This is a genomic window from Streptomyces sp. NPDC058665, assembly GCF_042714995.1.
Lineage (GTDB): Bacteria > Actinomycetota > Actinomycetes > Streptomycetales > Streptomycetaceae > Streptomyces.
On record NZ_JBHXRX010000016.1, the window covers coordinates 37,109 to 57,179 of the forward strand.

13 protein-coding genes are annotated in these 20,071 nt (G+C 71.5%); 7 read left to right on the forward strand and 6 right to left on the reverse strand.

What is annotated here, in order from left to right; all coding sequences use genetic code 11:
• Positions 1 to 157: 157 nt before the first annotated feature.
• Entirely contained in the window at positions 158 to 2,758 is a 2,601-nt protein-coding gene (glgP, locus tag ACFWV8_RS12800) for an alpha-glucan family phosphorylase (protein ID WP_384200377.1), read from the forward strand.
• A 198-nt stretch (positions 2,759 to 2,956) separates the two neighbouring features.
• Positions 2,957 to 4,216: an alginate lyase family protein gene (locus ACFWV8_RS12805; RefSeq protein ID WP_384200379.1), complete on the forward strand. Its 1,260-nt coding sequence runs from the start codon at positions 2,957 to 2,959 to the stop codon at positions 4,214 to 4,216.
• Between the two features lie 36 nt (positions 4,217 to 4,252).
• On the opposite strand, the gene ACFWV8_RS12810 is transcribed toward ACFWV8_RS12805, so the two are convergent.
• On the reverse strand, positions 4,253 to 5,704 hold the full coding sequence (locus ACFWV8_RS12810; RefSeq protein ID WP_384200380.1) for a helix-turn-helix domain-containing protein: 1,452 nt from the start codon (positions 5,702 to 5,704) through the stop codon (positions 4,253 to 4,255).
• 241 nt (positions 5,705 to 5,945) lie between these two features.
• Here ACFWV8_RS12810 and ACFWV8_RS12815 point away from each other — a divergent pair, with 241 nt between their 5' ends.
• Positions 5,946 to 6,572 (forward strand): hypothetical protein, encoded by a 627-nt coding sequence (locus tag ACFWV8_RS12815; RefSeq protein WP_384200382.1) that lies wholly within the window; start codon positions 5,946 to 5,948, stop codon positions 6,570 to 6,572.
• Between the two features lie 169 nt (positions 6,573 to 6,741).
• Here the strand turns inward: ACFWV8_RS12815 and ACFWV8_RS12820 are convergent, their stop codons facing one another.
• The 4 genes from ACFWV8_RS12820 to ACFWV8_RS12835 all read right to left on the reverse strand — a co-directional run bounded on the left by ACFWV8_RS12820 (position 6,742) and on the right by ACFWV8_RS12835 (position 13,692).
• On the reverse strand, positions 6,742 to 6,933 hold the full coding sequence (locus tag ACFWV8_RS12820) for a hypothetical protein (protein ID WP_384200384.1): 192 nt from the start codon (positions 6,931 to 6,933) through the stop codon (positions 6,742 to 6,744).
• Between the two features lie 39 nt (positions 6,934 to 6,972).
• Complete coding sequence (locus ACFWV8_RS12825) at positions 6,973 to 8,988, reverse strand: M4 family metallopeptidase (protein WP_384200385.1); 2,016 nt, start codon at positions 8,986 to 8,988, stop codon at positions 6,973 to 6,975.
• Positions 8,989 to 9,337: 349 nt separating this feature from the next.
• The gene (locus tag ACFWV8_RS12830) at positions 9,338 to 11,170 is read right to left on the reverse strand and encodes an ABC transporter ATP-binding protein (RefSeq protein WP_384200519.1); all 1,833 of its coding nucleotides are present in this window, start codon (positions 11,168 to 11,170) and stop codon (positions 9,338 to 9,340) included.
• Between the two features lie 665 nt (positions 11,171 to 11,835).
• Complete coding sequence (locus tag ACFWV8_RS12835; protein ID WP_384200387.1) at positions 11,836 to 13,692, reverse strand: ABC transporter ATP-binding protein; 1,857 nt, start codon at positions 13,690 to 13,692, stop codon at positions 11,836 to 11,838.
• 189 nt (positions 13,693 to 13,881) lie between these two features.
• On the opposite strand from ACFWV8_RS12835, the gene ACFWV8_RS12840 reads away from it, so the two are divergent.
• Genes ACFWV8_RS12840 through ACFWV8_RS12855 form a run of 4 tightly spaced genes read left to right on the forward strand, consistent with a single transcriptional unit; the run spans position 13,882 to position 17,605 of the window.
• Positions 13,882 to 14,868 carry an ABC transporter ATP-binding protein gene (locus ACFWV8_RS12840; protein WP_384200389.1) on the forward strand — a complete coding sequence of 329 codons (987 nt, stop codon included), beginning with the start codon at positions 13,882 to 13,884 and terminating at the stop codon, positions 14,866 to 14,868.
• Position 14,869: 1 nt separating this feature from the next.
• A complete protein-coding gene (locus ACFWV8_RS12845) occupies positions 14,870 to 15,613 on the forward strand; it encodes an ABC transporter permease (RefSeq protein WP_384200391.1) in 744 nt (247 codons plus the stop codon).
• A gap of 38 nt (positions 15,614 to 15,651) precedes the next feature.
• The gene (locus ACFWV8_RS12850; protein ID WP_384200393.1) at positions 15,652 to 16,968 is read left to right on the forward strand and encodes a sensor histidine kinase; all 1,317 of its coding nucleotides are present in this window, start codon (positions 15,652 to 15,654) and stop codon (positions 16,966 to 16,968) included.
• Positions 16,931 to 17,605, forward strand: a complete 675-nt coding sequence (locus ACFWV8_RS12855) for a response regulator (RefSeq protein WP_384200394.1) — start codon at positions 16,931 to 16,933, stop codon at positions 17,603 to 17,605. Before ACFWV8_RS12850 ends, ACFWV8_RS12855 begins: the two co-directional genes overlap by 38 nt.
• A 12-nt stretch (positions 17,606 to 17,617) precedes the next feature.
• Here ACFWV8_RS12855 and glgX read toward each other — a convergent pair whose 3' ends face one another.
• Positions 17,618 to 19,891, reverse strand: a complete 2,274-nt coding sequence (glgX, locus tag ACFWV8_RS12860; RefSeq protein WP_384200521.1) for a glycogen debranching protein GlgX — start codon at positions 19,889 to 19,891, stop codon at positions 17,618 to 17,620.
• Positions 19,892 to 20,071: the final 180 nt, after the last annotated feature.

The following is a 20,071-nucleotide window of genomic DNA, read 5'->3' on the forward strand; positions in this document are numbered from 1 at the left end:
CACCCGCCCGGACGTCACCCCGCGCAGTCGCGTCGGGGCATGTGCGCTTGTGCGCCGGTGAGGGGGTGGGGGGTGGGGGGATACCGTCGGAGTGATGGCGGGGTGCACAGCGTGGTGTGGTCCGTCGGTCCGGATGTCCCCTGCGAAGGTGGAACACGTGAAGGCAATCCGTCGATTCACCGTGCGCCCCGTCCTGCCCGAACCTCTGCGACCACTCAGCGACCTCGCGCGCAATCTGCGCTGGTCCTGGCACTCCGAGACCCGTGAACTCTTCCAGGCCGTCGATCCCGACGGCTGGGCCGCCGCCGGGCGGGATCCCGTGCGGCTGCTCGGGGCCGTGTCCGCCACGCGGCTCGTGGAGCTGGCCGGTGACCGGCCGTTCCTCGGGCGGCTGGCCGCCGTCGCCGGCGGGCTCGACGAGTATCTGCGCGGCAGCCGCTGGTACCAGCAACAGCGCGGCCAGGGCGCCGAGCTGCCCGGCGCCGTCGCCTACTTCTCGCCCGAGTTCGGCGTCACCGCCGCCCTGCCCCAGTACTCCGGCGGCCTCGGCATCCTCGCCGGAGACCATCTCAAGGCCGCCAGCGACCTCGGCGTACCGCTCATCGGGGTCGGCCTGCTCTACCGGCACGGCTATTTCCGCCAGTCCCTCTCGCGCGACGGCTGGCAGCAGGAGCACTACCCCGTCCTCGACCCGAACGAGCTGCCGCTCAGCCTCCTGCGGGAGGAGGACGGCAGGCCCAGCCGGGTCGCGCTCACGCTGCCCGGCGGCCGGTCGCTGCGCGCGTGCGTCTGGCAGGCGCGCGTCGGCCGCGTACCGCTCCTGCTGCTCGACTCGGACATAGAGGACAACGGTCCGAACGAGCGCGAGGTCACCGACCGTCTCTACGGCGGCGGCAGCGAGCACCGGCTCCTCCAGGAGATGCTGCTCGGCATCGGCGGCGTCCGCGCCGTCCGCGCGTACTGCCGGATCTCCGGCCACCCCGAGCCCGAGGTCTTCCATACGAACGAGGGCCACGCGGGCTTCCAGGGCCTCGAACGCATCCGTGAACTCAGTGACACGGGGCTCGGGTTCGACACGGCGCTGGAGGCCGTCCGGGGCGGCACGGTGTTCACCACCCACACCCCCGTGCCCGCCGGCATCGACCGGTTCGACCGCGCACTCGTCGCACGCCACTTCGGCGACGACGGCGAACTGGCCGGCGTCTCCACCGAACAGGTGCTGCGCCTCGGCAGGGAGACCTTCCCCGGCGGCGACCCGAACCTCTTCAACATGGCCGCCATGGGCCTGCGGCTCGCCCAGCGCGCCAACGGCGTCTCCACCCTGCACGGCGCCGTCAGCCGGCAGATGTTCGCCGGGCTCTGGCCGGGCTTCGACCCGCAGGACGTACCGATCACCTCGGTGACCAACGGCGTCCACGCGCCGACCTGGGTCGCGCCGGAGATCACCGCGCTCGGCGATGAGATCGCCGACGTTCCGGGCGCCGACCTCTGGGCCGTACGCCGCACCCTGCGCGAGCAGTTGGTGCACGAGGTACGCGACCGGCTGCGCGCCTCCTGGCACCAGCGCGGCGCGGCAGAGGCCGAACTGGGCTGGATCGACGGGGTACTTGACCCCGACATCCTGACCATCGGCTTCGCCAGGCGCGTCCCCTCGTACAAGCGGCTCACGCTGATGCTGCGCGACCGCGAACGGCTGACGGAGCTGCTGCTGCACCCCGAGCGGCCGATCCAGATCGTCGTCGCCGGCAAGGCGCACCCGGCGGACGACGGCGGCAAGCGGCTCGTGCAGGAGCTGGTGAAGTTCGCCGACGACCCGCGCGTACGCCACCGCATCGTCTTCCTGCCCGACTACGGGATGGCGATGGCGCAGCGGCTCTACCCGGGCTGCGACGTCTGGCTGAACAACCCGCTGCGCCCGCTGGAGGCGTGCGGCACGAGCGGGATGAAGGCCGCGCTCAACGGGTGTCTCAACCTGTCGGTGCTGGACGGCTGGTGGGACGAATGGTTCGAGCCGGACTTCGGCTGGGCCATCCCGACCGCCGACGGCTCGGCGGCCGACGAGGACCGGCGCGACACGCTGGAGGCGAACGCCCTCTACGCGCTGATCGAGGACCGAGTCGCACCCCGCTTCTACGATCGTACGGACGCGGGCGCCGCCCAGGCTCCCGCAGGCGCCCCCGGCCTGCCCGGCCGCTGGATCGAGATGGTCCGCCGCACCATGACCACCCTGGGCCCGAAGCTGCTCGCGGACCGTATGGTGCGCGAGTACGTGGAGCGGCTTTACGCCCCGGCCGCCCATGCCCACCGGGAGCTGGACGCGGCCACGGCAGGGGAGTTGGCCGACTGGAAGAGCCAGGTCAGGGCCGCCTGGCCGGGCGTGGCCGTCGACCATGTGGAGGCGGTCTCGGCGACAACGGCGGGCGGCAGCGCGGAGCTTGGCTCGACCCTCGCGCTGAAGGTGCGCGTCACTCTCGGCCAACTCCTCCCCGACGACGTGGAGGTACAGGCCGTCGCGGGCCGCGTGGGCGCCGACGACACGATCGCCGACGCGCAGATCTTCCCGCTGAAACCGGCGGGCGGGCCCGACCAGGCGGGCCGTTGGGTGTACGAGGGGCCGCTGGCCCTCGACCGTACGGGGCCGTTCGGCTACACCGTACGGATCCTGCCCACGCATCCCATGCTGGGAGCCGCCGATCTCGGCCTGGTCGCGCTGCCGACCGAGGCGACGGGGGAGGGCGCGGGCGTACTGATGCGCTGAGAATCGCACGCTTTTCGGGCCCGGCGGACACCTGTCCGCCGGGCCCTTCGAATCATTGGTCCGTACCTTGACGTGTCCATGGGATGGCCTTAAGTTCCTCACTCAATACGGATTCACAACTCCGCTCGTTGTTCATGTTGATGAACATCCTCTGTTGTGGCCGGAGTTGCGGAACCCCCCCGACCGGAAGGCACCCCCATGCGTCCCGGAGTCATCCCCAGAGTCCTCGGCCTGTCCGCCGCGCTCGGCGGCCTGATCGCGGCGGCCTTCATGGCCCCCGCCTCGGCAGGGACCCCCGCCCCGGCAGGCCAACGGGCGGTCGACACACCGCCCGCCGCCGCCAAGACCCTCTCGGCGAAGGCCGTCGCCGCCCCGGCGAACTTCACCCACCCCGGTGTCGGCGTCAGCCGCCCCCAACTCGACTTCGTCCGCGGCAAGGTGCAGGCGGGCGCGCAGCCGTGGAAGGCCGCGTACGACCAGATGATGGGGAGCAAGTACGCCTCCCTGTCCCGGGTCCCCAAGCCCCGCGCGGTCGTGGAGTGCGGCTCGTACTCCAACCCCAACAACGGCTGCACGGACGAGCGTGAGGACGCGATAGCCGCGTACACCACCGCGCTGGCCTGGTACATCAACCGGGACGACCGCTACGCCAAGAAGTCCATCGAGCTGATGGACGCCTGGTCGAACACGATCCGCGACCACACCAACAGCAACGCGCCGCTCCAGACCGCGTGGGCCGGTTCCTCGTGGCCCAAGGCCGCCGAGATCATCAAGTACACGTACACCGGCTGGCCCAACTCGGGCCGCTTCTCGACGATGCTGCGCAACGTGTATCTGCCGGAGATCATCAACGGCTCGGGCTCCAACGGCAACTGGGAGCTCAGCATGAACGAGGCCGCGATCGGCATCGCGGTCCATCTGGAGGACCGGGGAGCCTACGACAAGACGGTCGGCATCTTCCGCAACCGTGTTCCCGCGTTCATCTATCTGCCCTCCGACGGCGCGCTGCCGAAGACGGTGCCCGGCAGCGGCCTCGACACCCGCGACGAGATCGTCCGCTACTGGCACAACCAGTCGACCTTCATGCAGGGGCTCGCGCAGGAGACCTGCCGCGACCTGACCCACACCGGCTACGGCCTCTCCGCCATCTCGCACGTCGCGGAGACCAGTCGCATCCAGGGCCAGGACCTGTACCCGGAGGTCGGCGAGAGGCTGCGGCACGCGTTCGGGCTGCACACCAAGTACCAGAACGGCGAGCCCGTCCCCGGCAACCTCTGCGGCGGCAGCCTGAAGGACAACCTCGGACCGATCAGCGAGGTCGCCTTCAACGCGCTGGGCAACCGGCTGGGCAACGCCATGACCAACACCCAGCAGTACACGGAGCGGATGCGCCCGCAGGGCACGAACAACCTGTTCGTCGCGTGGGAGACGCTGACGCACGCCAACAACCCGGCGTGAGAACCCCCTAGCGCCACGTGGGACCCTGACGGCCCGTCAGGGTCCCATCCATTTCCCGGACTCGTAGTCGTGCCCGTACACCTTGCCGGCCGCCGCGCTCGTACGGAACGGCCGGCCGCCGTCGTCGATGCGCGCGACGCCCGTACGGTCCCCGGCCGTCCAGCGCACCTCCAGATACCAGTCGCAGTCGCAGCCGTTGGTGCTCGCCTCGACCCTCAGCACGAGCGGTTCGCCCGTCGTCACCTGATAGGGAAGCCTGGGCGCGGGCAGCGGCCCCTCCTCGCTCCCCCCGTCGACCGGGCGCACGATCGGCCGCGACGCGTCCAGGTCGACGCTGAACACGGCGGGGGTGATCGAGCCGCCGCAGCCGTTGCTCATCTCGTACGCGTTCCAGCCGAGCGGCGCCCGCCGGCCCACAACCCGGACGAACACCTCCTGGACGACGACAGGACCCGCGCCCGCCGCCGCGTTCAGCGTGGCCTGCGTGATCGACGAGTTGCCGTGCACCGCGCCGAGCGCCGTCGCCCACTGCCGCGCGTCCTGGGAGTTGGGCGGCGGCGGTACGGCGGAGGGGGCGCGGTTGATCAGATACGTATGGGCGCAGTCCGACTGCCACTTGTGGCTGTCCGCGGCCCACACCAGCGGCTTCGCCGTGCCCGTCCCGGCTCCGGGGTTCTTCCCGCCGGACCGGCCGCCGTCCCCGCCGGTGCCGCCCGCCTCCGTCTTTCCGGCACGGATGGAACCGGACGGTGACGCCTTCGGGCCGGAGCCGGACTGCGAGGCGCTCGCCTTCGCCGACGGGGCGCTGGACCGGGCGGACGGCGAGGGCGGATCGAGGGGGCCGTTCGGGCCGGGATCGGCGAGACGCGGACCGCTCCTGTCGCTCCGCGAGTCGGGGCTCCCGAGGTCGGCCGCGACGATGACGGTGCCGCCGAGGACGGTGACGACGGCGAGCGCGGCACCGACTATCTGGCGGCGGCGCAGCCGGGACGCACGGGGACGGGAGAGGGGCGGGGCCGTGGCGGCGGCGGGCGGCGGGTCGGGGTCGTCGGCTGTGCCGACCGGCTGGGCTGTACCGGCGTCGGCGTCTGTGTTTGTGTCTTTGTCGGTGTCGGCGGTCGGGTCACGGCCCGGCTCCTGCTCCGGTTCGGCCTCACGTACGGGCTCCGGCTCGGCGACCGTCTCGGCGGCGTCTCTCGTGGCTTCGGCGCCGCCCCCTTCATCCGTACGCGCCGAGTGCGCCCGCAGCCACAGGCGGTGCAGCTCCACACGCTCGGCCGGCGTCGCGCCGACCACCTTCGCCAGCCGCTCAACGGGGGCGTAGTCGACGGGCAGCGCGTGCCCGTGGCAGTAGCGGTGCAACGTCGACGCGCCGAGGTGGAGCTGGGTGGCGAGCGAACCGTAACTCCGGTCGGTTCTCTCCTTCAGGGCACGCAGACGCTTCGCGAACTCCGCCGTCTCCGCCGGGATCTTCTCCGAACGGCCCATCTCACGTCCCCCTACCGCCCGCCACGCTGTTCCGCGGTCATTCCAGGCCCTTGTCATTTCCCCAGGCCAGCGTACGCGCACGCGTTCCATGCGTTCCGTACTTCACGAGGGTTGTTGCCGACCCGTCGATCACCCCCTCAATCTGGGATCACCGGCCGATCAAGCCGGTGCGAACGGCAAGAGCGAACGGCAAGACCAGAGCTGGACCAGGGGGATCCACCCAGTGACCACAGGTTGGAACATGACAAGACGCACAACCCGCCGGGCACTGACCACGGCGGCCACCGCGGCACTCGCCGGCGCTCTCGCGCTGTCGGTGTCCGGCAGTGTCCAGGCCGCGCCGAAGGTGAGCACACCCGGCTTCCTCGCGGCGCAGGACATGCCGCAGGCCGATGGCAACTTCTGGACCGCGGGCGCGGTGACCGCCGGCGCCCCCGAGACGGACCCGTTCTGCCTCGAAAAGGTGCTGCCGGCCCAGGGCACCACCTGGCACCGGCAGTTCATCACCGACCTCGACACGACGGGCGCGCAGGTGAGCGTCCAGGCGTCGGGCAACGCCGCGGCCAAGAAGCTGGCCGCGAAGGCCGAGGCGGCCGTTGCCGCCTGCGCCGCCGACTGGCTGCGCACCACGCCCGGCGGCACGGCCTCGTGGGACGACTACGGCCGGATCGCCGTCGAGGAGGGGGCCAGGGTCATCGGAGTCGGCGTCTCGATCCCGGAAGCGGGGCCCGGTGTCCATCTGCTGGGCATCGGCCGGGACGGCGACACCGTCACGCTCGTCGCCTGGAGCCAGTTGGGGAATCTGGACCAGGCGCCGGTCGCGGCGTTCAAGAAGACCACCACCACGGCGGTGAACAAGCTCCGGTAGGAGCTCACCCCGAGGTGGCGAGCGCGGGCGACGGGGGAAGCGGCGCTCGGGCCGGAGGATTGGTGGCAGGTGGAGGGGCGGGGGAGTCGTCGCGACGTGGTCGGCGACGGCGGTCACCTCACTGCCACATGGACCACGATCCTCGGTCCGGGAGCCGGCCGTCCGCGACTCACAGCCGGTGGACGGACAGCGTGGCGCACTCCTTGACCCAGGGTGCGCGCGGGAGTTCCACACCGGCCGGTTCCCGGCCCGCTCCTTCGGGCGCGCCTTCGAGCGGGTGGGCCGGGACATCGCACGTGTGCACGGCCGTACGGAACGACGGAGCCGCCCGGGTCCTCAGGACCCGGGCGGCCTCTGTCATCTCAGCGTGCCGACGGGGCGAGGCCCGTCAGCGAGACACTCAAGGGAACGTGAGCTTCACGCTGTTGATGCGTCCCGTGTCCTGCGAGGCGACATCCTGCACCCGCAGCTTCCAGGCGCCGTTGGCCGCCTCCGACGAGGCGTTGACGTTGTACGTCTCCACGACGTCGTCCGCCGAGTCACCGCTGCTCGCGCTCTTCAGCGGGTAGACCGTCCCGTCCGGGGCGACCAGATCCACGACCAGGTCACCGCGCCAGGTGTGCGTGATGTCCACGCCGACCGGGAGGGCGGCGGGCGCGTTGCCCGTACGGCCCGTGACGTTGACGGTCGAGGTGACCGCCGCACCGTTGTCCGGGATCGCGACGGCGCCGGTGCTCTCGTAGACCGTGCCGCCGCTGCCGCCGGGGCGGGTGCCGACGCTGATACCGGCCCACGCGTCGGCGACCGACTTGTACTCGGCGCTCGACGTACCGTACAGCTCACCGGCGACCGCGAGCGTGCCGGTGCGGGCCGCCGCGTAGTTCGTCGTGGAGGTGAACTTCGTGGTGAGCGCCTTGAACCAGATCTGCTCGGCCTTGTCCCGGCCGATGCCGGTCACCGGCAGTCCGTCGGACGTCGCCGAGTCGTAGCTGACGCCGTTGACGGTCTTGGCGCCGCTGCCCTCCGAGAGGAGGTAGAAGAAGTGGTTCGCCGGGCCCGACGAGTAGTGGACGTCGACGTTGCCGATGCCCGAGTACCAGTAGTCCTTGGACGCCCCGTCCTTGCTGGGCTTGTCCATGTAGCGCAGCGGGGTGCCGTTGCCGTTGATGTCGATCTTCTCGCCGACCAGGTAGTCGCCGACGTCCTGGGCGTTGGCGGCCTTGAACTCGACGGCGGCGGCGAAGATGTCGGAGGTCGCCTCGTTGAGGCCACCGGACTCACCGCTGTAGATGAGGCCCGCGGTGTTCGAGGTGACGCCGTGCGACATCTCGTGGGCGGCCACGTCGATGGAGGTCAGCGGCTTCGAGTTGCCCGAGCCGTCGCCGTACGTCATGCAGAAGCAGCTGTCCTGCCAGAAGGCGTTGACGTAGTTGTTGCCGTAGTGCACGCGCGAGTACGCGCCGACGCCGTCGCCCCTGATGCCGGTGCGGCCGTGCACGTCCTTGAAGTAGTCCCACGTGAGGGCCGCGCCGAAGTGCGCGTCCGCGCCGGCGGTCTCCGCGTTGGAGGGGGAGCCGTTGCCCCAGATGTCGTCCGGGCCGGAGAAGAGGGTGCCGGTGCCGGATGAACCGCGGTTCAGGTTGTACGTCTTGTGGTTGCCCCTGCCCGTGTCGGTCAGCGTGAACGACGGGGCCGTGCCGAGCGTGACCTGACCGCTGTACTGGGTGTTGCCCGTGCCCTCGTGGACGCCCTGCCACTCGAAGAGCTTCTCGCCGGTGGCGGCGTCGGTCACGACATGCAGCTCGTTCGGGGTGCCGCCCTTCTGGACACCGCCGACGACCGTTTCGTACGCCAGGGTCGGCGTGTTCTCCGCGAGCCAGACGACCTTGCGCGGCGCGCGGTCGGCCGCGGCCTTGGTCGAGCCCTCCGCCTTCGCCGCGGAGAGCGCCTGCTTCTCCGCCGCCGCGGCCGGCACGTCGGCGTTGACGTCGACCGACTTGAGGGCCGTCCTGGAGGCCTTGGTGACCGCCTGGGTGGCGCCCGCCTTCGTGGTGGCGACGACGAGGTCACCGCCGAGGACGGGGAGGCCGGCGTAGGTGCGCTCGTAGCGGGTGTGCGTGGTGCCGTCACGGTCCTGGACGACGTCGCGTACGACGAGCTTCTCCTCGGCGCCGAGGCCGAGTTCGTCCGCCGTCGCCGCCTTGGTGGCGTTCGCCTCGCGTATCAGCTCGGCGCGCTGGGCGGGGGAGAGGGCCTTGGGGAGCGCGCCGGGGTCGGCCTTGCCGGCGACCGGCGCCGAGGGGGCCGTGTCGGGGGCGGCGGCGGCGGTGCCGGCCTGGACGCCGACGGCGAGAAGGGCTGTGACAGCGATCAGAGCGCCGGTCGCGGTGATACGACGGCTGGGCGTGGGTCTCACGCGAACTCCTTCTGCGAGGGGGGTACCGGACCATGCTCGGGTGGGCGGCCCGGACAGTGCAGGAGAGCAAGGTGGAGCACGAGCTGCGGAGCATGAGCTGCGGAACGGTGGTGCTCAGAACGGGGGAAGAGTCCCAGGAATCCGGCCCATCTGTCAGGAGCGCGTCAAGAAGTTGGCCGGAAATCGTCCGCTGCGCGAAGTGCCGTGTTCGTTAAGCGAAATCTGCCGCGCTGTTGCGGCGGTGTTACGCGGGCGTACGCCGGGCGGTCAGAATTCCGGCCCGCCGGCGGGCCGGGCGCGGCATCCCGGCGGGGGCGGAGGGCGCCGGGGTCGGCCCCGGCGCCCGGCGTCAGGCCAGGCTGTCCCGCCAGGCGCGGTGCAGGCCCGCGAACCGGCCCACGCCGCCGATCAGTTCGGATGGCGAGCCGTCCTCCACGATGCGGCCGTGTTCCATCACGAGCACCCGGTCGGCGATCTCCACCGTCGACAGGCGGTGCGCGATGACCACCGCCGTACGGCCGTTGAGCACCGTGTCCATCGCACGCTGCACGGCGCGCTCACCGGGAATGTCGAGCGAGCTCGTCGCCTCGTCCAGGATCAGTACGGAAGGGTCGGCGAGCAACGCGCGGGCGAAGGCCACCAGTTGGCGCTGACCGGCCGAGATCCGGCCGCCCCGCTTCCGTACGTCCGTGTCGTACCCCTCGGGCAGACCACTGATGAAGTCGTGCGCGCCGATGGCCTTCGCGGCGCGCTCGATCTCGTCGCGCGAGGCGTCGGGACGGCCGATCGCGATGTTCTCGGCGACCGTGCCGGAGAAGAGGAACGCCTCCTGGGTCACCATCACGACGCCGCGCCGCAGTTCGGGGGTGTCCAGGTCGCGCAGGTCGGTGCCGTCGAGCAGGACACGGCCCGCGGTGGGGTCGTAGAACCGGGCCAGCAGCTTGGCCAGTGTCGACTTGCCCGCGCCGGTCGAGCCGACGACGGCGACGGTCTGGCCGGCCGGGATCGTCAGGTCGAAGCGGGGCAGGACCTCACCGCCCGTACGGTACGAGAAGCTGACCGAGTCGAACACGACCTCCCGGCCCGGGTGTCCGCCCGTCAGCTCCGGCAGCGGGCGGGGGTCCGCCGCCTCCGGCACTGACGGGGTCTGGGCCAGCAGACCGGCGATCTTCTCCAGCGAGGCGGCGGCCGACTGGTAGGAGTTGAGGAACATCCCGAGCCGGTCGATCGGGTCGTACAGCCTCCGCAGGAACAGCACCGACGCGGCGAGCACCCCGAGGGCGAGCGTGCCTTCGGCCACCCGGTAGGCGCCCCACAGCACGATCCCGGCGACGGAGATGTTCGCGACGAGGCGTGAACCCACCACGTACCGCGCCATTTCGAGGATGGCGTCGCCGTTGGTGCGCTCGTGGTGGTGGTTGAGGGCGTGGAAGTCGGCGTCGTTGGCGGGCTCGCGGCGGAACGCCTGAACGGGACGGATGCCGTTCATCGTCTCCGCGAACTTCACGATGACAGCGGCGATGGCGGTGGAGCGCTTGGCGAAGATGCTGCCGGCCCGGTGCTGATAGAGCCGGACCAGGGCGTACAGCGGTACGAAGGAGAGAACGGCCAGTCCGCCGATGCCGAGGTCCAGATAGAGCAGCATCGCCGAGATGTAGACGAAGGCGAGGATGACGCCGATGAGCTCCTGGAGCCCTTCGGCGAGCAGTTCGCGCAGCGACTCGACGTCCGTGGTGGAACGGGAGATGAGCCGGCCGGAGGTGAAGCGCTCGTGGAAGTCCACGCTGAGTGCCTGGGCATGACGGAAGATCCGGCCGCGCAGATCGAGCAGCACGTCCTGGTTGACGCGGGCGGATGCCCGGATGAAGGCGTACTGGAAGATCCCGGCTCCGGCGGCACAGAGCAGATAGCCGACGGCGACGGCGATCAGCGGGCCGTTGTCGTCTGCCCGGAAGGCGGGCACGCCGCGGTCGATGGCGTACGCGACGAGCAGCGGGCCCGCCTGCACGGCGGCCTGCTGAAGGAGCAACAACAGCGCGGCGACGACGACCCGCCCCCGCCGCTCCCGCAACAACGACCGCAGCAACGCACCGGTGGCTCCACGAGGAGCGGGCAACGCGTCCTGCGCGAAGGGATCCCCTTCCGGGCCCCCGACTTGACGCCCAACGGCCGCATCGACCACGGGCTCCTGGAAGGCGACGGTGACGGTACGGGTCCCCGTGGGGGCGTCGGCCTGGCCGTCGGCCGGGGCGGGAACGGCTCCCGCGGGGGCGCCGGTCGTGGTCGCGCGTGCGACCCCGGTGCGGGCGTCGCGCTTCGCGAGGGCGCCGTTGTCCGTGGCCGCGGTTGGGCGGGTGCCGCCGTCGGGGTCGGTTTCCGTACGCGCGCCGCTGCCGCCCGTGCTGCCGTTCGTCTGCCCGGCCTCGGTGGGAGCTTCCGTCGGGCCGTTGACCGGGGTGGCGCGTGGCCCAGCCTCGGTGGCGGCGGTGGGGCGTGTGCTGGTGTCGGTCGCGGTCCCCGTGGGGACGCCGTGCTTCGCACCGCCGACGTTGTCGGTGGGCGTGCCTGCCGGGCTGTTGGTCGCGGTGGGGCGTGTGCCGGGGCCGGGGTTGGCCCCGGTTGGGACGCCGTGCTTCGCGCGGGCGCCGGCATCGGTTCCGGTGGGCCCCGTGTTGGCTGGCGTGCCCGCCGGGCTGTCGGTGTCCGGAACCGATTCCGTACGCGTGCCGTTTCTCTCGCTCACGTCGCTACCGACACCCGCGTCGGTGGAGGCAGCCGCCTCGGCGGCGGGCGGCCCCTCGTCGCCCCCGCCCGGTCGGCCGGTGTTCGTGGTTGGTGGTGACGACGTCATCGCATGCTCCCCTCGACGGCTTCCGCCACCGTGTCGCTCCCGGCCTCGCGCGCGGCAGCGCCCTCCGCGTCCGCTCCCGACATCAGCCACGCGTACTCCGCGTTGCTCCGCAGCAGTTCCTGGTGCGTCCCCACCGCCGTGATCCGGCCGTCAGAGATCAGTGCCACCCGGTCCGCCAGCATCACCGTCGACGGGCGGTGCGCCACGACCAGCGCCGTCGTCTCCTCCAGCACCCGGCGCAGGGCCGCCTCCACCAGCGCCTCCGTGTGGACGTCGAGCGCCGACAGCGGGTCGTCCAGCACCAGGAAGCGTGGTCTGCCCACCACCGCCCGTGCCAGCGCCAGCCGTTGGCGCTGGCCGCCGGAGAGGCTGAGACCCTGCTCGCCGACCTCCGTGTGCACCCCTTGCGGCAAGTCCCGGACGAAGTCGGCCTGCGCCACGTCCAGCGCCCTCAGCAGCGCCGCGTCATCGGCGCTCTCCGCGCCCATCCGGACGTTGTCGCCGACCGTCGCCGAGAAGAGCGTCGGCTCCTCGAAGGCCACCGACACCAGCTCCCGCAGCCGCTGGCGCGGCATCGACGTGATGTCCTCGCCGTCGAGCGTGATCCGCCCGCCCGTCACCTCGTGCAGCCGCGGCACCAGCGCGGTGAGCGTCGTCTTCCCCGAGCCCGTCGCGCCGACAAGGGCCATCGTCTCGCCGGACCTGATGTGCAGATCCACCTCGGCCAGTACGGGCACGGACCCGGCCTTCGCGTCGGGATACCGGAACGACACGCCCTCGAAGCGCAGTCCGTCCGACTCCCCGCCCGCCGACCCCGCCGGCCCTTCCGCGTCCGCCGTCTCCTCCTTGGTGTCCATCACCTCGAAGTACCGCTCCGTCGCGGTCGCCGACTCCTGGCTCATCGCCAGCAGGAATCCGATCGACTCCACCGGCCAGCGCAGCGCCAGCGCCGTCGACAGGAAGGCGACCAGCGTGCCGGTGGAGAGATGCCCGTCGGCGACCTGGACCGTGCCCAGCACCAGCGCCGCGCCGATCGCCACCTCGGGGATGACCATGATCAGCGCCCAGATGCCCGCCAGCAGCCGGGCCTTGCCCAGCTCCGTACCGCGCAGCCGCTCCGCGAGCGCCCGGAAGGCGAGGGCCTGGCTGCGGTGCCTGCCGAAGCCCTTCACGATCCGGATGCCGAGAACGCTCTCCTCGACCACCGTCGTCAGATCGCCCACCTGGTCCTGCGCCTTGCGCGCGACCAGTGAGTACTTCGCCTCGAAGAGCGAACAGAGGATGACCAGCGGCACCACGGGCGCCAGCAGCACCAGCCCCAGAGTCCACTCCTGCATCAGCAGAATCAGAAATCCGACCAGGATCGTCGTCGCGTTCACCAGCAGGAAGGTCAGCGGAAAGGCCAGAAACATCCGCAGCAGCATCAGATCCGTCGTGCCGCGCGACAGCAGCTGGCCCGAGGGCCACCGGTCGTGGAAAGCGATCGGCAGCCTCTGGAGATGCCGGTAGAGATCCGCCCGCATGGCCGCCTCGACCCCCGCCAGCGGCCTCGCCACCAGCCACCGCCGGAAGCCGAAGAGACAGGCCTCGAAGATGCCGAGCAGCAGCAGATACAGCGCGCCGAGCCAGATGCCACCCTTGTCGCCGTCCGCGATCGGGCCGTCCACCATCCACTTCAGTACGAGGGGGATCACCAGCCCCATGCACGAGGCCAGCACCGCGACGAACGCCGCGCTGAACAGGCGTACGCGTACGGGCCGCACGTACGGCCACAGCCTCAGCAGCGAGCGCACGGCGGAGCGGTTCCGGACGTCGGAGTGGTCCTTGGTCGGTACATCTTCGGAGGTCGGCATCAGGGGCGAGCCTACGTTTCACCACTGACACTGCCCACCGATTTCCGGCTGACGTCGACAGCGGGTCGGCAGCGGGCCGACAGCCCGTCGGCTGCCCCTCGGCAGCCCTCGGCATCATCCGATCGGTTGATACGAGGTCGAGCGCGATGGCCGATGCCGCTCCCCTCCGTACGGAGGCATCCTTCCGGCATGGCGATCATTGAAGTCAGAGGTCTGCGCAAGGCCTACGGGGGAAAGCCCGCCGTCGACGGTGTCGACTTCGGAGTCGAAGAGGGCGAGATCTTCGGGATTCTCGGTCCCAACGGTGCGGGCAAGACGACGACCGTCGAGTGCGTCGAGGGCCTCAGGGTCCCCGACGCCGGCACGGTCCGCGTGGCCGGACTCGATCCGGTCCGCGACCACCGGCAGGTCACCGAGATTCTCGGCGCCCAGCTCCAGGAGAGCGAACTCCAGGCGAAGCTGACGGTGCGCGAGGCCCTTGAGCTGTACTCCGCGTTCTATCCGAAGCCCGTCGACTGGCGCCCGCTGGCCGGCCGCCTCGGTCTGGAGGAGAAGCTCTCGACCCGCTTCGCGAAGCTCTCCGGCGGCCAGAAACAGCGCCTGTTCATCGCGCTGTCCCTGATCGGCGGCCCGCGCGTGGTCGTACTGGACGAACTGACCACCGGTCTCGACCCGCGCGCCCGCCGCGACACCTGGCGTCTGATCGAGGAGATCAGGGACTCGGGGGTGACGGTGCTGCTGGTCACCCACTTCATGGAGGAGGCCCAGCGGCTCTGCGACCGGATCGCCGTGATCGACCGGGGGAAGGTCGCCGCGCTCGACACACCGTCCGGGCTGATCGCGCGCTCGACGGCGTCCACCGTCATCTCGTTCACGCCGTCGGAGCCGCTGCGGAGCGAGGAACTGGCCGCGCTGCCCAAGGCGGCGTCGGTGGAGACGCAGGGTGGCCGGATCGTCATCAACGGCACCGACGAGACCGTCAACGCGGTGATCACCCTGCTCGCCCGCCACCGCATCACCGCCCATCAGCTCCGGGTCACCGAGGCGACGCTGGACGACGCGTTCCTCGACCTGACCGAGACCGCCCCGGAGACCGCCCCCGAGACCCAGACCGAGACAGCGCCCGCCCCCGGTACGGCCACGGCCGCCGCCGCGCATCCCGAAGAGAGGGTCTGACATGGCCTCCGCCTCCACCGCCGTCCTCAAGACCGAGGCGCGCCTGATGACCCGCGAGCCGGGCGTGCTCTTCTGGATCATCGCCTTCCCGACCCTCCTGATGGTCATCCTCGGGCTGATCCCGGGCTTCGACGACGCCGACCCCGAGCTCGGCGGCCGGCGGATCATCGACCTGTACGTCCCCGTCGCCGCCCTACTCGCTGTGATCATGGCCGGACTCCAGGCCATGCCGCCGATCCTGATCGGTTACCGCGAGCGCGGCATCCTGCGCCGTATGTCCACCACTCCCGTACGGCCCGCCACCCTGCTCATGTCGCAGATCGTCCTGCTCGGCGGCGGCGCCTTCGCCTCGGCCGCACTGGTGATCGCCGTCGGCAGGATCGCCTTCGGCGTGGAGCTGCCGGGGAACATCGCCGGCTATCTGCTGGCGCTGCTCCTCGCGACGGCGGGCGCCCTGGCCATGGGCGGTCTGGTCTGCGCCATCGCCCCGACCCAGCGGGCCGGCCAGGCCATCGGCTCGGCCCTGTTCTTCCCGTCGATGTTCACGGCGGGTGTCTGGCTGCCCGTCCAGACGATGCCCGACCTGCTGCGGGACATCGTCGGCTACTCGCCCATGGGAGCCGCGTCCGAGGCCCTGGACGCCGCGATGCGAGGCGGCTGGCCGCACTGGGCCGACCTGGCCGTGATGGCGCTGTGGGCGGCCCTGCTGACTGCGGGCGCCGCCCGCTGGTTCCGGTGGGAATGACCACGACCACCGGATGGCGGCCGGGGCACACTGTCACGATGGGGATGAAAGCAGCCGAAGCGGCGAGCCCGGCCGCCTCCGTGGAGGAGCGGTGGGAGCAGTTCTACCGGCTCGGCCCGTACGGCCTTCTGGCGCTCTCCACCGTGATCTCGGCGTTCAGCGTGGACGCTTTCGGCATGACCCGCACCGAGACGTATCTGGCCGGCGCGCTGGTCGTCGTCGCCGTCGTACTCCACCTGTGGTGGGGCAGGACCGGGCACGGTCAGCCGCTGCGCATGCGCGAGCCGTCGGCCGCGGGCCTGCTGTACTACGTCGTACGGACCGGCACCGCCGCCGTCCTGACCTGGCTCAACCCGCTGTTCTCGATCTACGCCGTCCTCGGCTACTTCGACACCCCGTTCCTCCTGCCGAAACGCGCCGTCCGCGCGGGGTTTCTCGTCACCTCCGTCACCATGGCGGGCGCGCAGTCGGGCGGGCTGCCACCCGACGGGGCCCTCCAGTGGGTCCTGTTCGGCGGACTGCTGCTGCTCAACGGCACCCTCACGCTCGTCTTCGGGCATCTCGGCCGCAGGGAGGCCGAGATCGCCGAAGAACGGGCCAGGACCATCACCCAGCTCGAACAGGCCAATGCCCGCCTCGAACAGGCCCTGGCCGAGAACGCCGGCCTGCACGCCCAGCTTCTCGTCCAGGCCCGGGAGGCGGGTGTCGCCGACGAGCGGCGCAGGCTCGCCGCCGAGATCCACGACACGATCGCCCAGGGGCTGGCCGGCATCATCGCCCAGCTCCAGGTGGTCTCCGCCACCCCCGATCCGGAGGTCGCCCGCGAGCATCTGACCCGGGCCGCCGCCCTCGCCCGCCACAGCCTCGGTGAGGCGCGCCGCTCCGTGCACAACCTCGGCCCGGCCGAACTGGACCACGACTCCCTCGCCGAGGCTCTCGGGAAGGCGGTCGCCGACTGGGGCGCGCGTACCGGTGTGGAGGCCAGGTTCACCGTCACCGGCACCGAGGAGGCCCTGCACGACGAGGTCGCCGCCACCCTGCTGCGCATCGCCCAGGAGGCCCTCGCGAACACGGCCAAGCACGCCCGCGCCCACCGGGCCGGCGTCACCCTCTCGTACATGGGCGACGAGGTCTCCCTCGACGTACGGGACGACGGCTGCGGCTTCGACCCGCTCGTGCCGCGCCCGCGCTCCGGTTCGAACGGCTTCGGTCTCGGCGGCATGCGCGCCCGCGCGGAGCGCATCGCCGGCACCGTCACCGTCGAGTCGGAGAAGGGCGGGGGCACGGCCGTGTCCGCTCGCGTACCTTTGGTCCGTCATGCAGCAGCGGACCATCACCCTGATCGTCGTCGATGACCATCCCGTCGTACGGGACGGTCTGCGTGGCATGTTCGAATCTGCTGCGGGCTTCGAGGTGCTTGGCGAGGCGTCCGGCGGCGTCGAGGGTGTCGAGTTGGTTTTCCGGCTGGACCCGGACGTCGTCCTGATGGATCTGCGGATGCCGGACGGCGGCGGCGTGGACGCCATCGCGGCGCTCACCGCGCGCGGCGCCCGCGCCAGGGTCCTCGTCCTCACCACGTACGACACGGACTCCGACACCATCCCCGCGATCGAGGCGGGCGCCACCGGCTATCTCCTCAAGGACGCTCCGCGCGACGAGCTGTTCACGGCGGTACGGGCGGCTGCCGAGGGACGTACCGTCCTGTCACCGGCCGTCGCGTCCCGGCTGGTCTCCCGGGTCCGTAAGCCCGCCACCGGCGACGAACCGCTCTCGGCGCGCGAGCGCGAGGTCCTCGAACTCGTCGCGCGCGGCACGTCGAACCGGGAGACAGCCGCCGAGCTGTTCATCAGCGAGGCGACGGTGAAGACGCATCTCACCCATATCTTCGCCAAGTTGGGCGTCAAGGACCGGGCGGCGGCGGTCGCCGTCGGATACGACCGCAAGATCCTCGGCCGATCCGCCCGGCGGCCCCGGCCCGGGGACTCCTCCTAAGGAGGGCCCCGCTCACCCCCGTACCCGCAGCAGCAGCACCGACCGCGCGGGGACGCTCGTGACCGTCCCCCCGCCGAGCACCGTCCCCGGCTCCTCGTCCTGGTCCTCCAGCGAGGTGTCGACCACCAGCTCGTACGACCGGGCCCAGGGCTCGCCCGGCAGCGCGAAGTCCACCGGCTCACCGCCCGAGTGCAGGACCGCCAGGAAGCTGTCGTCGGTGATCTTCTGCCCGCGCGCGTCGCGCCCCGGGATGTCGCGCCCGGACAGGAACAGCGCGAGCGTCGACGCGGGCGCGTACCAGTCCCGCTCGGTCATCTCCTTCCCGTCGGACCGGAACCACGCCAGATCGCGCAGCCCCTCCGGCGCCTGCGCGCGGCCGGAGAAGAACGCGCGGCGGCGCAGCACCGGATGGGCGTGCCGCAGGGCCAGCAGCCGTCTGGTGAGCCGGTAGAGGCCGTAGGAGCCCGGCTGGTCGAGCAGCGACCAGTCGAGCCAGCTGGTCTCGTTGTCCTGGCAGTACGCGTTGTTGCTGCCGCCCTGTGTACGGCCCATCTCGTCGCCCGCGACGATCATCGGCACACCCGCCGACAGCAGCAGGGTGGTGAGCAGGTTGCGCAGCTGGCGCCGGCGCAGCGCGTTGACCGCGGGGTCGTCGCTCTCGCCCTCCACGCCGCAGTTCCACGCGCGGTTGTCGTCCGTGCCGTCCCTGTTGCCCTCGCCGTTGGCCTCGTTGTGCTTGCGCTCGTAACTGACGAGGTCGCGCAGCGTGAAGCCGTCGTGCGCGGTGACGAAGTTGACGGAGGCGTACGGCCGCCGCCCGCCCCACGCGTACAGGTCGCTCGACCCGGACAGCCGGTACCCCAGGTCCCGTACGTCGGGCGTGGCGCCGCGCCAGAAGTCGCGTACGGCGTCCCGGTAGCGGTCGTTCCACTCCGTCCACAGCGGCGGGAACGCCCCGACCTGGTAGCCGCCGGCGCCGACGTCCCACGGCTCGGCGATGAGCTTCACGCGGCGCAGCACCGGGTCCTGCGCGATCACCGCCAGGAAGGGCGACAGCATGTCGACGTCGTGCATGGAGCGGGCGAGCGCCGCCGCCAGGTCGAAGCGGAAACCGTCGACACCCATCTCGGTGACCCAGTACCGCAGCGAGTCCGTGACCAGCCGCAGGACCTGCGGCTGGACGACGTCGAGGGTGTTGCCGCAGCCCGTGTAGTCGGCGTAACGGCGGGCGTCGGGCTGGAGGCGGTAGTAGCCGCGGTTGTCTATGCCGCGCAGCGACAGCGTCGGGCCGAGCTCGCCCGCCTCCGCCGTGTGGTTGTAGACGACGTCGAGGATGACCTCGATCCCGGCGGCGTGCAGGGCGCGCACCATCCGCTTGAACTCGTCGACCTGCCGGCCGCGGGTGCCGCCCGCGGCGTAGGCGGCGTGCGGGGCGAAGTAGCCGATGGAGTTGTAGCCCCAGTAGTTGCGCAGTCCGCGCCGCAGCAGATGGTCCTCGTGCGCGAACTGGTGCACCGGCAGCAGCTCGACCGCGGTCACCCCGAGCCGTACGAGATGCTCGATCGCCGCCGGGTGGGCGAGGCCCGCGTACGTCCCGCGCAGCTCGTCGGGGATGCCCGGATGGCGCATGGTGAAGCCGCGTACGTGCAGCTCGTAGATGACCGTGTCCGCCCAGGGCGTCTTGGGGCGCCGGTCGTCGGCCCACTCGTCGTCGGGGGAGTCGTCGTGGACGACGACGCCCTTGGGGACGTACGGCGCCGAGTCGTGCTCGTCGCGCACCGTGTCCGCGACCTGCTGCTGCGGCCAGTCACGCACATGGCCGTACACCTCGGGCGGCAGCGCGAAGTCGCCGTCGACGGCGCGCGCGTACGGGTCGAGCAGCAGCTTCGCCGGGTTCCAGCGGGCGCCCGTCCAGGGGTCCCAGCGGCCGTGCACCCGGAAGCCGTACCGCTGTCCGGGGCGTACGCCGGGCACGAAGCCGTGCCAGATCTCGTGTGTCAGCTCGGTCAGGGGCAGACGGGTCTCCACCAGGCCGCCTCCTACAGAGGCCGCGTCGGCGCCGTCGTCGAAGAGGCACAGCTCCACGGCCTCGGCGCCCGCCGCCCACAGGGCGAAGTTCGTCCCCGCGACCCCGTCGGGACCGACCCGGAAGCGCGCCCCCAGCGGTGTCGGCGCGCCCGGCCACACCTCGGGCGGGGGAGCGGCGGACGCCGCGTCCCCGGCGGCCTCCGCCCTGCTTCCCGTGCGCTTCTCGCCCTCCACGGCCGGATCTCTCACATGATCCATCATCGGATCCGGGACCGGTTCCCGCACTGTCTCCTGCTCGGCTGCGCTCGCCACCTGTCAGGCCTCCCGGCTCTCCGGCCCCGTGCGTCCGGCGGTCACGGCGTCCCGGCCATGACTCCCCCCGCGCGGTCCTCCCAGGTGTTCTGCCCGCCGGACGGCCCGCACTCACGTTTCCCCCCG

What these genes read in the sequence shown, in the direction of transcription:
- ACFWV8_RS12805 (WP_384200379.1), top strand. Translation starts at nt 2,957, where the DNA reads ATGCGTCCCGGAGTCATCCCCAGAGTCCTCGGCCTGTCCGCCGCGCTC.
- ACFWV8_RS12810 (WP_384200380.1), bottom strand. Translation starts at nt 5,704, where the DNA reads ATGGGCCGTTCGGAGAAGATCCCGGCGGAGACGGCGGAGTTCGCGAAG.
- ACFWV8_RS12815 (WP_384200382.1), top strand. Translation starts at nt 5,946, where the DNA reads ATGACAAGACGCACAACCCGCCGGGCACTGACCACGGCGGCCACCGCG.
- ACFWV8_RS12820 (WP_384200384.1), bottom strand. Translation starts at nt 6,933, where the DNA reads ATGACAGAGGCCGCCCGGGTCCTGAGGACCCGGGCGGCTCCGTCGTTC.
- ACFWV8_RS12835 (WP_384200387.1), bottom strand. Translation starts at nt 13,692, where the DNA reads ATGCCGACCTCCGAAGATGTACCGACCAAGGACCACTCCGACGTCCGG.
- ACFWV8_RS12840 (WP_384200389.1), top strand. Translation starts at nt 13,882, where the DNA reads ATGGCGATCATTGAAGTCAGAGGTCTGCGCAAGGCCTACGGGGGAAAG.
- ACFWV8_RS12845 (WP_384200391.1), top strand. Translation starts at nt 14,870, where the DNA reads ATGGCCTCCGCCTCCACCGCCGTCCTCAAGACCGAGGCGCGCCTGATG.
- ACFWV8_RS12850 (WP_384200393.1), top strand. Translation starts at nt 15,652, where the DNA reads ATGGGGATGAAAGCAGCCGAAGCGGCGAGCCCGGCCGCCTCCGTGGAG.
- ACFWV8_RS12855 (WP_384200394.1), top strand. Translation starts at nt 16,931, where the DNA reads ATGCAGCAGCGGACCATCACCCTGATCGTCGTCGATGACCATCCCGTC.
- glgX (WP_384200521.1), bottom strand. Translation starts at nt 19,891, where the DNA reads ATGGATCATGTGAGAGATCCGGCCGTGGAGGGCGAGAAGCGCACGGGA.